The organism is Agrobacterium sp. 10T429 (genome assembly GCF_056393925.1).
In genome coordinates, this window is record NZ_JBFTGV010000006.1 from 246,263 (window position 1) to 260,275 (window position 14,013).

Annotated in this window: 15 protein-coding genes and 1 pseudogene; all 16 read right to left on the reverse strand. The window is 59.1% G+C overall.

Translation table 11 applies throughout. The features are described from left to right. Positions 1-31: 31 nt before the first annotated feature. Positions 32-166 (reverse strand): annotated as a pseudogene (locus tag AC1DCP_RS15910) (aldehyde dehydrogenase family protein); the annotation flags it as partial. 36 nt (positions 167-202) lie between these two features. Further along, entirely contained in the window at positions 203-1,285 is a 1,083-nt protein-coding gene (locus AC1DCP_RS15915) for an ABC transporter ATP-binding protein (protein ID WP_476774427.1), read from the reverse strand. Further along, positions 1,282-2,082, reverse strand: a complete 801-nt coding sequence (locus AC1DCP_RS15920) for an ABC transporter permease (RefSeq protein WP_013761889.1) — start codon at positions 2,080-2,082, stop codon at positions 1,282-1,284. Before AC1DCP_RS15920 ends, AC1DCP_RS15915 begins: the two co-directional genes overlap by 4 nt. Before the next feature lies 1 nt (position 2,083). Beyond that, positions 2,084-2,911 (reverse strand): ABC transporter permease, encoded by an 828-nt coding sequence (locus tag AC1DCP_RS15925; RefSeq protein WP_419458307.1) that lies wholly within the window; start codon positions 2,909-2,911, stop codon positions 2,084-2,086. A gap of 109 nt (positions 2,912-3,020) precedes the next feature. Then, entirely contained in the window at positions 3,021-4,031 is a 1,011-nt protein-coding gene (locus AC1DCP_RS15930) for an ABC transporter substrate-binding protein (protein ID WP_476774428.1), read from the reverse strand. A gap of 56 nt (positions 4,032-4,087) precedes the next feature. Then, complete coding sequence (locus AC1DCP_RS15935; RefSeq protein WP_476774429.1) at positions 4,088-4,402, reverse strand: NIPSNAP family protein; 315 nt, start codon at positions 4,400-4,402, stop codon at positions 4,088-4,090. Between the two features lie 4 nt (positions 4,403-4,406). Next, positions 4,407-5,873 (reverse strand): aldehyde dehydrogenase, encoded by a 1,467-nt coding sequence (locus AC1DCP_RS15940; RefSeq protein WP_003511495.1) that lies wholly within the window; start codon positions 5,871-5,873, stop codon positions 4,407-4,409. Between the two features lie 4 nt (positions 5,874-5,877). Then, positions 5,878-6,918 (reverse strand): LLM class flavin-dependent oxidoreductase, encoded by a 1,041-nt coding sequence (locus tag AC1DCP_RS15945; RefSeq protein ID WP_421418513.1) that lies wholly within the window; start codon positions 6,916-6,918, stop codon positions 5,878-5,880. After that, positions 6,915-7,853, reverse strand: coding sequence for a flavin reductase family protein (locus tag AC1DCP_RS15950; RefSeq protein ID WP_111788904.1), 939 nt, complete (start codon positions 7,851-7,853; stop codon positions 6,915-6,917). Before AC1DCP_RS15950 ends, AC1DCP_RS15945 begins: the two co-directional genes overlap by 4 nt. Further along, entirely contained in the window at positions 7,850-8,695 is an 846-nt protein-coding gene (locus AC1DCP_RS15955) for an alpha/beta fold hydrolase (protein ID WP_035199722.1), read from the reverse strand. The genes AC1DCP_RS15950 and AC1DCP_RS15955 overlap by 4 nt, the downstream gene beginning before the upstream one ends. Positions 8,696-8,706: 11 nt before the next feature. After that, positions 8,707-9,309 carry an amino acid synthesis family protein gene (locus AC1DCP_RS15960; protein ID WP_003511499.1) on the reverse strand — a complete coding sequence of 201 codons (603 nt, stop codon included), beginning with the start codon at positions 9,307-9,309 and terminating at the stop codon, positions 8,707-8,709. A gap of 118 nt (positions 9,310-9,427) precedes the next feature. Then, positions 9,428-10,606, reverse strand: a complete 1,179-nt coding sequence (locus AC1DCP_RS15965) for an iron-containing alcohol dehydrogenase (RefSeq protein WP_003511500.1) — start codon at positions 10,604-10,606, stop codon at positions 9,428-9,430. Positions 10,607-10,703: 97 nt separating this feature from the next. Then, positions 10,704-11,435: an amino acid ABC transporter ATP-binding protein gene (locus AC1DCP_RS15970; RefSeq protein ID WP_112959608.1), complete on the reverse strand. Its 732-nt coding sequence runs from the start codon at positions 11,433-11,435 to the stop codon at positions 10,704-10,706. Between the two features lie 29 nt (positions 11,436-11,464). Beyond that, a complete protein-coding gene (locus AC1DCP_RS15975; protein WP_003511502.1) occupies positions 11,465-12,154 on the reverse strand; it encodes an amino acid ABC transporter permease in 690 nt (229 codons plus the stop codon). Positions 12,155-12,230: 76 nt separating this feature from the next. Next, positions 12,231-13,091, reverse strand: a complete 861-nt coding sequence (locus AC1DCP_RS15980) for a transporter substrate-binding domain-containing protein (protein WP_019564957.1) — start codon at positions 13,089-13,091, stop codon at positions 12,231-12,233. 184 nt (positions 13,092-13,275) lie between these two features. Next, positions 13,276-13,971 (reverse strand): GntR family transcriptional regulator, encoded by a 696-nt coding sequence (locus AC1DCP_RS15985; protein WP_003511504.1) that lies wholly within the window; start codon positions 13,969-13,971, stop codon positions 13,276-13,278. Positions 13,972-14,013: the final 42 nt, after the last annotated feature.

Consider the following 14,013-nt stretch of genomic DNA (forward strand, 5'->3'; position numbering starts at 1 on the left):
CGGTTTTGTCTGCGGCTCCAACTTCTGGGAAAATCGGCGCTCCCTCCACGACCGCATCGAGATCGGCGTCGTCGACGATGAAGGGCGCATTGCCGCCAAGTTCCAGTCCCAGTTTCTTGATGGTCGGCGCGCATTGCCGGTAGAGATGTTCTCCCGTGCTCGCCGACGAGCATGGGATCATTAAGATGCATATTTCCGACCCTCAACAGAAAACCTGCGCCGACGCGGGATCAAAGGCCAGATGCACGAGATCACCACGGTTGAGGCCCGAAATCGCCTCATGGCCAAATGGCAGACGCACGGCAAAGGGCTCTCCCGAACCTGTATGGGCGACGACATGGACGTTGTTGCCAAGGAAGGTGATATCGCTGACGGTGGCCTGAAAACCGGCGTAAGAGCCGGGCCTGTTGCGGCTGAGCTGTAAACGCTCCGGACGCAGCATCAGCGCCGCCTTTTTTCCCGGCGCAGCTTCGCCATGAACCGGAATTTGATCAAAGACGATATTCTGCCCGAGCGAAACCGTCGCCATGCCGCCCGAGGCGGCGAGGAGATCGCAGGCGATGAAGTCGCTGTCACCGATGAATTCGGCCACGAAGCGGGTGGTGGGGTGAGCGTAAAGCTCCGGCCCCGTACCGATCTGGTCAATCACGCCTTTTGAAAACACCGCGATCCGGTCGGAAAGACGCAAGGCCTCTTCCTGATCGTGGGTGACGTAAAGGATCGTTACTTCCGTCTGCTGGTGGATGCGACGGATTTCGAACTGGATCTCTTCCCTGAGCTTCTTGTCGAGCGCCGAAAGCGGCTCGTCCATCAGAAGAACCGGCGGATCATAAGCGAGCGCCCTTGCCAAGGCCACGCGCTGCTGCTGGCCGCCCGACATCTGCGCAGGCTTTCTGTCCTCGAAACCTTCGAGACGAACGAGCCTCAGCATCTCCTTCACCTTCGCATCGATTTCCGCCTTGCTCTTTCGGCGCACTTTCAGCGGAAAGGCGATATTCTCGCCAACAGACAGATGCGGAAACAGCGTGTAACGCTGGAAGACCATGCCGATATTGCGCTTGTGCGACGGCGTGGAGAGCAGACTTTCGCCGTTCAGCAGAATGTCGCCCGCCGTCGGCTGTTCGAAACCGGCCAGAATGTAGAGCGTCGTGCTCTTGCCCGAACCGGATGGTCCGAGAAACGTCATGAACTCGCCCGGCTGCACCTCGAGATTGACATCCTTAACGGCGACGACCGGTCCGTATTGCTTGGCGATGCCGCGAATTTGCAGGAGCGGTTTGGTCATGTTTTCAATCCTTTTCGCACAGCTGCGACAAGCAGCATGAGAATGATGGTCACCGCGATGAGAAGCGTCGATGCAGCGGCGATCACCGGCGTCAGATCCTGCCGCAGCGTCGCCCAGATTTTCACCGGCAGCGTCTGCAACGTTGGACTTGCCATGAAGATCGCCAGCACCACCTCATCCCAGGAAGTGAGGAAGGAAAAGATCGCGGCTGAGAACAGGCCGTGGCTGATGGCCGGCAAGGTGATGCGGATTTTGGCCTGCAGCGGGCTCGCGCCGCATAGCACTGCAGCGTCTTCGATCGATTTATCGAAACCCTCGAGCGCGCTGGTCAACGCCAGAATGGAGAAAGGCAGCGCCACGACAAGATGGGCAATGACAAAGCCCGTGGTGGTGCCCGCAAGGCCGAGCTTCAGGAAAAAAGCATAAAGCGCCACCGCCAGCACCACGACAGGCAGGATCATCGGCGTCATGAACAAAGCCCGCAGACCCTCGCGCCCGATGAAACGCCCCCGCACCAGGCCGAAGGAGGCCACGAGGCCGATCAACACCGACAGGACTGTGACCATCACGGCGATACGCAGGCTTGTCCAGGCAGCATCCAGCCACCTCGGATCGGCAAAGAAATCCGCATACCATTTCAGCGTCCAGCCGGGCGGCGGAAAGATCAGCCATTGCGACGAGCCGAAGGACAAAGCGGCGATGAAGACAATCGGCAGGATAAGGAATGCCGCTGTCAGCACGGTGATGAAAAGGAGCAGCCACTTCCATGCGCCAAGGCTGTTGTAGTTCAAAAGCATGTCAGCGCCCCCCTGCCCCGGCCGCGCCGAAGAATTTCAGCTGGATTGCGTAAAGCGTCAGCGTCACCACCAGAAGCACCAGCGCCGCTGCCCCGCCCATGCCCCAGTTGACGAGAGACTGCACGAATTGCGCGATAAGCTCGGCCAGCATCATGTTCGCCGTGCCGCCCAGCAGCGCCGGGGTGACGAAATAGCCAAGCGACATGACGAACACCATCAGCGCGCCGGAGATCATACCCGGAGCGGCAAGTGGAATGAGAACGCGGGTCAGCGCCTGAAAGCGGGTTGCACCGCACAGCGCCGCCGCCTGGAGAATGGCCGGATCGATCTTGCGGATGACGCCATAGAGCGGAATGATGATGAATGGCAGCATGATATAGGTCATGCCGATCGTGACGCCGGTCAGGTTGTTGACCAGTGCAAGCGGCTTGTCGATGATGCCAAGGCCCATCAGCGTCTTGTTGACGACACCCGTCCGCTGCAACAGCACCATCCAGGCATAGGTGCGTGCCAGAAGGTTGGTCCACATGGACAGAAGCAAAATTGCGAAAACGACGGAGGCAAGCCGCGACGGCATGATGGCAAGCGCCCACGCGACAGGAAAACCGATGACCAGCGTTACGAGCGTGACCAGCGCCGAGACCGCGAATGTATTGAAGAAAATCTTCAGGTAGGTGGAGCTGCCCAGCAATGCGGCGTAATTGCCAAAGCCCGGCACCGGCTCGGTAACGCTGCGCGACAGCAGGATGATAACCGGCACGACGAAGAACAGGGCAAGCAGAACGAATGCCGGCAGGGTGGCGGCAAAATTGCCGGGCCGGAAGGGCATCCGCACCTTCGTCTTCGGGCTTTCTGTTTCATCGGTAAGCGAGACCATGCCCAAACCTCCCCGGAGGTGAAAATTTGCGCGGGCGCTTTTGGCTGCCCGCGCCGTTGCCTTACTTGGCCTGCCAGGCGTACCAGCGCTCACCGATCTCGTCGCGATGTTGCGCCCAGTAGTTCATGTCGGCATTGACCTGGCTCGCTGTCTGCTGGTCGGGCAGGGTCTTTGCCGTTTCCGGATCCATCAGCTTTGCGGATTCGACATTGACCGGAGCATAACCCGTGGCAGACGCCATATCCGCCTGCGCCTGCGCGGAGGTCGCAAGAGCGATGAACTTCATCGCCGCGTCCTTGTTCTTCGTTCCCTTGGGAACCACGAGGGAATCCGCTGCCGTGATGTTCTGCTCCCAGGAGGTCTCCACCTTCACACCGCTTTTCTCAAGCGCTGTCATGCGGCCGTTCCAGACACTGCCGAAGGGCGCCTCCGCAGAAGCGATCAACTGCTGCGATTGCGCGCCGCCAGACCACCAGATGATATCGGATTTGATCGTATCCAGCTTCTTGAAGGCGCGATCGAGATCAAGCGGGTATAGCTTGTCGGCAGCAACCCCATCGGCCAGCAGGGCTGCTTCGATCACACCCGGTGCGGACCACTTGTAAAAGGTGCGCTTGCCGGGGAACTTTGCCGTATCGAAAAGGTCGGCCCAGCTCTTGGGGCAGGCGGCTACAGCATCGACATTGCAGCCGATGACGAAGGAATAATAGAAGCTTCCGACGGAGTAATCAGTGACGAAACGAGGGTCGAGCTTCGTTTTGTCGATGACGGCGAAATCAAGCTTCTCCAGCAGGCCCTTCGGCCCGGCCTGCGCGGCGTAGTCGCCCTCCACGTCGACCACATCCCATGTCACGCCGTTCGCCTCGACCATGGCTTTCAGCTTGCCATAGTCCGTCGGGCCATCCTGAAGCACGTTGATGCCGGTCGCCACCATGAATTTTTCGGCCCAGGCCGCGTTCTGCGCGTCCTGCGTGGTTCCTCCCCAGCTGGAAAAAACCAGATCATTCGCCTGTGCGGATGCGCCCAGGGCGAAAATTGCTGCGCATGTCATCAATACCAGTTTCGATCTCATGTTCCCTTACTCCGTTTTAGAGCTTGTTGTTGGCATGCACTTCGCGGCCGGCAGATTCACTTCAGCGGTGAAAAAGGCGCCGGCTTCATGATCTTGTTTTCGGCGACTTCAATGAGGTCGCGGATCTTAGGCAGGAAAGACAACCAGCGTGGATCGGCCAGGAGCCGCCCACGCCGTTCTTCGCGGTCATCCAGGCTGGAAAAGGCCCAGATGTGGACAATTTCATTGATCGGCCCGATCTCGGAAAAGAAGTAACCCACCAGCTCGCCCAGATGGCTTTTCTGGATTTCGATGCCTTCCTCTTCGACAACCCCAAGGTAGGCCGGAATGGCGCCGTTCTTCAGCCGGTAGGTGCGGATCTCGTAAAACATCGCGTCACCGCATCACGAATGGATCGGGGATCGGGTCATCGGAGGTTCTAAGCCATATGGTCTTCGTGCGCGTGTAATCGAGCGCTGCCGCAAGCCCGCCTTCGCGACCATCACCGGAAAGACCGAAACCCCCGAAAGGCGCAATCGGTGAGACGGCGCGATAGGTGTTCACCCAAACCACACCGGCACGGATCGCCTTCATCAGCCGATGGGCGCGCGTCAGGTTCTGCGTGAAGACGCCCGAGGCGAGGCCATAGACCGTGTCATTGGCCAAAGCGATCGCTTCCGCCTCGGTTTCGAAGGAAACAACCGAAAGAACCGGGCCGAAGAACTCCCTTTCCATGGACGGCGAACGAATGCCGTCACAATCGAGAATGGTCGGAGGGTAGAAATAACCAGCGCCATCCACCGCCACACCGCCCGTCACCACCTTCGCACCGGCTTTTTCGGAAGCAGAGACCAGAGAGACAATATGCTTGCGCTGCCGCTCGGTCGCGAGCGGCCCCACTTCCGTTGCCATGTCCAGCGGCGAGCCGATGCGGATCGCTTCGGCCTTCGCCTTCAAAATCCCGAGGAAGCGATCCTTCACGCTTCTCTCGACAATCAGCCGTGATCCGGCAACACAGCTCTGACCGGTCGCCGCGAAAATTCCCGCGACCTGCGCATTGGCGGCGCTTTCGAGATCGGCGTCGGCAAAGACGAGGATTGGCGATTTGCCGCCGAGTTCGAGCGACGTGGAGGCAAGATTTTCGGCCGAGTTGCGAACGATGTGACGCGCCGTTTCCGGCCCGCCGGTAAAGGCGATATGGGCCACCTTCGGGTGCGTGGTGAGTGCCGTGCCGCAGGACGCACCGAAACCAGTGACTATATTGACGACGCCGGCAGGAAAACCAGCCTCCTGCACCAGCCGGGCGAATTCCAGAAGCGGCGCCGGTCCATCTTCCGAGGCCTTGATGACGATTGTGCAGCCGGCAGCGAGCGCCGGGCCGATTTTAACGGCTGCCAGAAAAAGCTGGCTGTTCCACGGGACGATCGCGGCCACCACACCCACGGGCTCGCGCCGCAGCCAGACATCCATGTCCGGCTTGTCGATCGGCAGGTAAGCGCCCTCGATCTTGTCAGCCAAGCCCGCATAATAGCGATAATAGTCCGCGACATAGGCAATCTGCGCCGAGGTCTCGCGGATGATCTTACCGGTGTCACGGGTTTCGAGTTCGGCAAGCGTCTTTGCATTTTCGGCAACCAGATCGGCAAGCCGATAGAGCAGCTTGCCGCGTTGCGTCGCCGTCAGTTTCGACCAGGCGGCATCGTCATAAAGTGCCCGATGCGCGGCCTCTACGGCGCGGCTAATATCCGCTTCGCGGCTTTCCGGCATTTCTGCCCAAGGTTCACCGGTTGCCGGGTCGAGGCTCGAAAAGCTCGCCTCACCATCCTCGAAGCGCCCATCGATGTAACATTGGAAACGGCGCATCATCTTACTCCTTGAAAGCCGGCATGACATCGGAAAGGAAGCGTTCCAGCGAGGCCTTCTTGCGCTCGAAGCTCATGCCGGTATCGATCCAGAAGGAATATTCGTCGTAGCCCATGGCCTCGTAGGCCTTAAGCCGGGTAATGACTTCATCGGCATCGCCGACAACGTTGTTCTTGCGCATGACATCACCGGAAAGCATGGCGTTTGCAACAATCTCCTCCGGCGCAATACGCTCGATCAGCCCTTGATGAACGGGCTTTTCGTTTTTGAACCATGCAAAGAAGTAGTTGTAATAGACGCTCATCTCATGGGCCGCCTGGGCAATGTCGGCTTCACCGGAACCGACATAGGTGTGGCGCAGCAGCATGATTTTCGGCCGCTGTTTATCCGGATTTTTCGCGCAGGCATCGTTGAAGCGGCCCATCAGGGTTTCCACCTCGTCATCGCCTTGCCAGAGCGGCGTCACCTGAACATTGCAATCATTGGCGACAGCGAATTCATGTGAATTCGGATCACGCGCCGCCACCCAAATGGGCGGAAAAGGCTGCTGCAGCGGTTTGGGAGCCGATGTGGTGGCCGGGAACTTGAAGAATTCGCCGTCGTGGGTGTAGTCACCCGCCCAAACCCCTTTGACAGCCGGAATAAGCTCGCGCATCCGCTGGCCGGCGCCCCAGGCATCGAGGCCTGGAAGCAGCCGCTCATATTCGAACGAATAGGCGCCACGCGCAATGCCGATATCAAGACGGCCGTCACAGATCAGATCCGCCATCGCCGCTTCGCCGGCAAGCTTGATCGGGTGCCAGAAAGGCGCGATCACCGTTCCCGTACCCAGGCGTGCCGTCTTCGTACGCCGCGCCAGATCGGCGATCGTTACAAAGGGGTTGGGCGCTATGGTGAAATCCATGCCGTGATGTTCGCCGGTCCAGATGGCATGCATGCCACCACGATCGGCGATCTCGCATAGTGTCACGAACTCCTCGTAGAGTGTCTTGTGGTCCTGGGAGGCGTCCAGCCGCTCCATATGAACGAAGAGGGAGAATTTCATGGTTTTGGCCCCTTCATGGAGATGGGATGAACCTTGCCGGCGGTCTCGTTCCCGACATAAACACCGAAATTGCCGATCGAGCTTTCCAGCACGAAACGATTGACGATATCCGCCGTAGCGCCGGAGTCGAATTTTGCCGAAGCCAGCGCGCCGGGCAACAGAAAACGGCCCTCGCGCGGCGCTTCATCGCCATCGGCAAGCGCGTGATAGACGATGTGTTGGCGCCCGTCCGTCTTGTTCTCATAAACCGAGTAGAGAAATCCCGTTTTGACGGAGAGACCCGTCAGGTCTTCGAGACGTGATGTCAGCGCCGCGACCGGATCGCCGCTTGCCACGACACAGCCGGGAAGCGACAGCACGTCGTCGCCAACGAGGTAAATCTCGCCGCGCCGTTCCAGAACGGCGCCCACGACGATATCKCCCTCTGCCGCTGCCGATACCGCCTTTGCAGCCAGCATCGGCGTGAAATAGCCGCCGCGCGCATAACCGAGACCGTTCAGGCCGCTATTGTCGAAAGCCTCGATACGGCCGAGCAGAATGACATGATCGCCGGCCTCGATAACCTCCTGCATCGAACATTCGAACCAGGCCGCGACGTCTGCAAAGACCGGGGAGCCCTTCGGCGCATCCAACCAGCTAGCGGTGGCGAAACGGTCTTCGACCGGCCGGGCGAAGGTGTTGGAGAGGTCCTTCTGGCTTTCCGACAGAATATTGACCGCGAAGTTTTTGGTGCCCGTCATCGTCGCGAAATTGCGCGAGCTACGGGCAAGGCAGATCAGCAGCAACGGCGGATCGAGCGAAACCGAGGTGAAGGAGTTGGCGGTAAAACCGATGGGCTTTCCTGCATCGTCCCGGGTGGTCACGATTGTTACTCCCGTAACGAAAGCGCCGAATGCATCGCGCAAAGCGCGCGGATCAAGGGTTGCAACAGTCATTGCGGCTCCTCCTCTAAAGCCAGCCATTCGGCCATCATTGCATTGACAGTTTCAGGTGCGGTCAGGTTGACCATATGCCGGTGCGCCTCAACGACGCGGGCGTAACCGCGCGGTGTGATCGCCGCCATCTGCTCGGCCATCAACGGCGTCGAATTGGGGTCGTCCGAACCCGTCAGGAAAAGAGCCGGGCAGATGACCGAGGGCCACCGATCCGCATAGGTCTCGTCGCCGCCCGCAAATGCGGTATAGGCAACCGCGTAACCTTCGGGATCGACCATTTCCAGCCAGCCCCGCGTCAACTCCCGCGCCTGCTGGCTCTTTGGATCGTCGCCGAACCAGCGTAACAAAGGGCCTTCCTTGTCCACGCCGGTGGTCCGGATGGCAGCCGCGCGTGCAAGAACCGCAGCCTTCGCGGCCGGATCACGGCGGTAGACGCCGTTAAGATAACCAACGCGCGCAATTCGATCTCCAAAGGTTGCAGCGGCACCGCCGGAAATCAGCGCACCCATGGAGTGCCCGGCCACATTGGCACGCGCGATCCGCATATCGTCAAGAAACCGGCCGAACCAGCCGACAAAATCCTTGAGCGAGCTGCCCGCTGGCAGGCGTTCACTGCCGCCATGCCCCGGCATATCTACCGCGATGACACGGTGCGTCTTTGAAAAGATTTCGATCTGCGGCTTCCAGGCTTCCAGCCGCATTCCCACGCCGTGGATGAGGATCAGGTCTTCACCGGCGCCTGCCTCGAAATAGGCCGCCCCGCCCTCGGTCACCTTGCGAGGGAGCACAGCAGCACCTGCCTTTGCAGCATTGACCCGTGACGTGGTGGCGGCCTCCTGCATTTGCATCACCCTCAAACGCCCGCCGGGTTGGCAACATCCTGACCGAGATCCTTCAGATCCTGATACCGGTCGCCGATGCGGTGATGAGGCCTGCCGCCGACTGAAGCACCGAGCGCGACGACGATCTCGTCGGCAGCCGGAGCATCGGGAACGGAGGTCTGGATAGTCAGGTAGTGCGAACGGCGGCCTTCATCGTTCTTGTCCATTAAGGGGATCATGATCGGCGCATTGCCGGGACCACGCGTATTGCAGAAGGCGAGATAGGACTTGGCACCCACAGCCTGACGATAGTGATTGCCGAAACGCAACGTGTGAATGAGCGCGGAGGCATGTTCGATCTCACCATCCAGCCCGACGACGGCCGCCTTGCCATAGGCCTCCACCGCTTCGCCGGAACCCACGGCATCAAGGATCATCTTCGTCAGGAGTTCGCCCAGCACCGGCGCACCGGCGTGGATTTCCGGTTTGAGATCATCCACGAAGCCTTTTCCAGCCCAGGGATTTTTTACGACCGCGATGGCGGTGAACAGCTTCAAAGGTGTCGCTGCGGCCTTGCCTCCTTCAATCAACGTTGTTTCGACCTGCAACAGGGTCTTACGGATCTGGATGGGCATAGGCGTTCTCTCCGATAAATATGATATCTTATGGTATGCCATAATATGCAGGTGTCAAGTGGCGGAAATCTGTGGCTTGAAGTTGCGAAAAATGACAATTCTTACAGGATGTTATGGCTCAAGGGCCTTCCATGCGGCCGTCAAAGGCCAGTTCGTAAAGGCGCGTCATTTCCGCTGCCGTCGGAACCCGTGGGTTATTTGCCGGTGTGCCGGAGGCGAGGCCTTGCCGCACCATTTCCGGCAAAAGATCGAGATAGCGGGTTTTGTCGATACCGAATTCCTGCGGGGTCGGCACCTTCAACCGCCTGTTCAGGCCGATGAAAGCCTCCACCATCTTTGCGCCTGCAATCTGGTCACTGTCCGTCGAACTGGCGCAACCAAGTGCGCGGGCGGCGGCGGCATATTGCGGTAGAGCGGAATTCAACGAAAATTGTGTGACCAACGGCAGCACCATCGCATTCGACATGCCGTGCGGAACGTGGAAAAAGGCACCAACCGGCCGGCTGAGGCCGTGGATCAACGCTGTGGATGTGTTGGAAACGGCAAGACCCGCATGCGTCGCCCCGAGCATCATCGCTTCGCGTGCTTCCCGGTTTTGCGGGTCGTTCGCGACTTTTTCGAGATTTGCCCCGATCAGTTTCAGCGCGGACAGCGCCAACGCCTCGGAATGGGCATTACCGTTGCGGTTGACCAGCGCTTCCAGCGCATGGGTCAGCGCATCTATGCCGGTATCGACCGTGACGCGGTAAGGGCAGGTCAGCGTCAGCTCGTAATCGATGATGGCCGCAACGGGCAAAGCGGCAGTGCCGAGGATGAGCATTTTTTCGCTGGCAGCCGTATCCGTCACGACGGCGGCGCGTGTTACTTCCGATCCGGTTCCTGCGGTTGTGGGTATGGCAATTACCGGCATGACGGCAAAATCCACGATCCTTGGAACTTTCAGCGCCCGCAGCTCTTCGCCACTGGTTGCAACGATGGCGCCTGCTTTCGCCGTATCCATGGCGCTACCGCCGCCGAGTGCGACGAGACCATCATGGCCTCCCCCGGAAACGCGTTTCACCAGTGTGGCGATGGATATATCCGTTGGATCTTCTACGACATCCGCAAAAATGGCGGCATCGATACCCTCGCCGCCAAGCGCCTGCAAAAGCGCATCCGCATGGCCGAGTTTCTGCATGACTGGATCGCAGACGAGCAGAGGGCGCTTCACCCCCAGAGATTTCAACAGTGACGGCAATCGGAAACGGCTGCCACCGCCGATGAGCATTTCGCGAGGCATCAGGACACGGTTTATCATTGCGGTTCTCCGCCAATATCATTCTGCGTTGTTCGGAACGGCCTAAGGCACACGATCTGAAGCGGGATTTCGCCATCCCGCTCCGGTCACCGTGGCGTCAATGCGCCAGGATTTTCGACAGGAACGAGCGTGCGCGATCCGTCTTCGGATTGGTGAAGAAGCTGTCACCCTCGCCGATCTCGACGATCTCGCCGCCATCCATGAAGACGATGCGGTCCGCCACCTTGCGGGCAAACCCCATTTCATGCGTCACCACCATCATCGTCATGCCTTCCTGCGCAAGCGAGACCATGACGTCGAGCACCTCGTTGATCATTTCCGGATCAAGCGCCGATGTAGGCTCGTCAAAAAGCATGGCGACCGGATCCATCGCCAGCGCGCGGGCGATTGCGACGCGCTGCTGCTGACCGCCGGAAAGTTGACCGGGATATTTCCTCGCATGCGCGGTAAGCCCCACCCGCTCCAGAAGGGCGTTGGCTTTGACCAGCGCCTCCGCAGGGGAGCGGCCGAGAACCTTCTCCTGCCCGATGCACAGATTTTCGAGGATCGTCATATGCGGGAAAAGTTCGAAATGCTGGAACACCATGCCCACTTTGGAACGCAGCTTCGGCATATCGGTCTTGGGGTTGGTCACCTCAACCCCGTTGACGGTGATGATGCCGTTGCCGATCGTCTCCAGCGCATTGACGCATTTGATCAGCGTCGACTTGCCCGAACCGGACGGACCGCAGATCACGACGACTTCGCCCTTGGCTACATTCAGGCTGCAATTGGTCAGAACCTGAAAGGTCGGACCGTACCATTTGTTGACGGATTGAAGTTCGATCATGCTGGTTGCTTGAGACATCGGACTTCTCCCTAGTGTACGTCAGCCGACATTGGGCCGTAGGCCTTGCCGAATCGTTTCTCGATACGGCGCTGGATGAGTTCCCAGGCGGTCGTCATGGCGAGGTAATAAAGGGCCGCAACCATGAAGAGCTCCAGAACGAGGAACTTTTCCTGGATAAGAACCTGCGTGCGGCGCAACAGCTCCTCCATGGAAATGATGGAGGCGATCGACGTTGTCTTCAGCACGCCATTGACGGAATTGCCAAGCGGCGGAATGATGATGCGGAAGGCCTGCGGCGCAACTATGTAGCGCATCACCTGCGCCTCGGTCATGCCGATGGCGCGCGCCGCATTGATCTGGCCTTTGGGAACCGCGGCAATACCTGCCCGGACGATTTCCGACAGATAAGCGGCCTCGCAGAGCGACAGGCCGATCAGGGTGGACTGCAGAACCGTCAGCTTGATGCCGAGCTGCGGCAGGCCGGTATAGATGATGATGAGCTGCACCAGCAGCGGCGTGCCACGAAATATCCAGGTGTAGAAATAGGCCGGTCCGGAGAGGAACCGGTATTTCGACATGCGCATCACCGCAATGACGAAGCCCAGCGCAAGACCCGCCGTCATGGCAAAAACCGTGAGGCCGAGCGTCACCATCGCCCCCTCGAAAAGATAATAATTCGTCAGATATTCGAAGAAACCTTCCCAGTTCCAACCCTTCACGTCTTTCTCCAATTCATGCGGGAATGGTCGCGGCGAGAACTCTCCCGCCGCGCTGACAGTTCAGATGGAGGAGATTTCAGCCTTCTGGACCAAGAACGGCGAGATCGCCGGGCGCGATGCTCACGCCATAACCACCCATCAGCTTTTCAAGCGAACCATCGGCCCTCATTTCCTTGAGAGCAGCAGAGACGGCACTGGCGACGTCCTTGCTTCCAAAGGAAAGCGAACCGGGCGTAGGGTACATGCCGGAAAGTGCATGCGTGAACTCGCCGCGATCCTGGTATTGCTTGGCGACAGGATCGATGGAGACCGCGGCCTGAACCTGACCTGCCCGCAGCGCCTGATAGACGGTCGCGTAATTGTCGAACAGGTTGATGGTCATCGGCGCAAGACCGCGTTTCTTGAAGTCCTCGTTCAATTCCTTGATCTTGCGCTCGGCATAGCCACCGATATCGGTGCTGACAGCCTTGCCGGCCAGATCGTCCACCTTGGTGATGGGCTCGGATGCACCGACGGCCGTTGAAATGCTGATGGCGAGACTCTCATAGGGGATCATGAACAGGATCTTGCGCCGCTCCGCCGTCACGAACAGGCCAGCATTGATCATGTCCCAGCGGCCGCCCTGCAGGCCCGGCACCATGGTGGCATATTCCGTGCTGATATATTCGGGCTTCAAGCAGAGGCGCTTGGCGATTTCATAACCCAACTCGATACGAAGGCCTTTGAGCACACCCTGTTGGTCGGCATAGGCCATGGGCGGCAATGTCGGGCTGGTCGCCATCACGAGATGGCCGGGCTTGATGAGGTGATCGTTGGATATTTTCGGCGTGCAGTCCTGTGCAACGGCCGCACCGGCAAGAAGACTGATGACAAAGCCCGCCAGAGAGGTTTTGGCGCGCACGGCTATGCATTTCCGGGAAATCGGATTCCAGTTCATATTAAGCTCCGCTCTTTATATTATTTATTATGGCATACCATCACACCAAACGGATTGCCCTGTCAATAAGCGGTCATTTGTTTTTCTAAATTATTGTAAAACAACCATAAAATCAAAAAACCAAGAGCCTGCGGCCGCCAACTGGGCAACCGCAAGACAAGCAGAACGGAGCGCCAAAAAGCCGTCAGTCAGCCGTTTTTTGCGCGGTGAGAACGGCTTCGGCGATAGCGCATGCGCTGGTGACATGATCGAGAGCGGCTTTGTAAGCGGCGTCCCCGTCACCTTTCCGGATCGCATCGACGATCTTTTTCATCTGCGCCGGACCTTCGGTATCGCGGCTTTTCGTCTTGATCGTCATGGAGCGAAGATGGTTGATCCGCACCGTCAGCAAATTGACGACGCCCCAGGCGACATGCCGGTCGATCTTGCTGAACAGCGTATGATAAAAAGACGAGGTATGCGCGAGAACACCGGGCATATCCTTGGCAACGTAACTTTCGCGAATATGCTCGAGCGAAGCCTCAAGCGCCTCGACAATGGCGGGATCGCGACGCTCCGCACAAAGGCGAGCCGCCATTCCCTCCAGCGCACCGCGGATTTCGTAAATCTGCTTGGCCTCGGCGAGATCGAGTAGCGCAACCATCGGCCCCTTGTTCGGCAAATTCGCCACCAGCCCCTCGGACTCCAGATGCCGCAGGACTTCGCGCACGATGGTGCGGGAAACGCCCAGCTGGGCGCAGAGATCGCGCTCCACAAGGCGGTCTCCCGGACGGAAGTAACCGTTCACGATGGCGTCGCGCACCTTGTCGAGCGCAAGCTCCCTCAGCGTCTTGGTCGGACGCTCAACGCGAATGGCAGTTCCCTGCAAAGCACCGGTCATGGTATCACCTCGTTTGGCACATCCCGCTTCCGCCCACCGAGC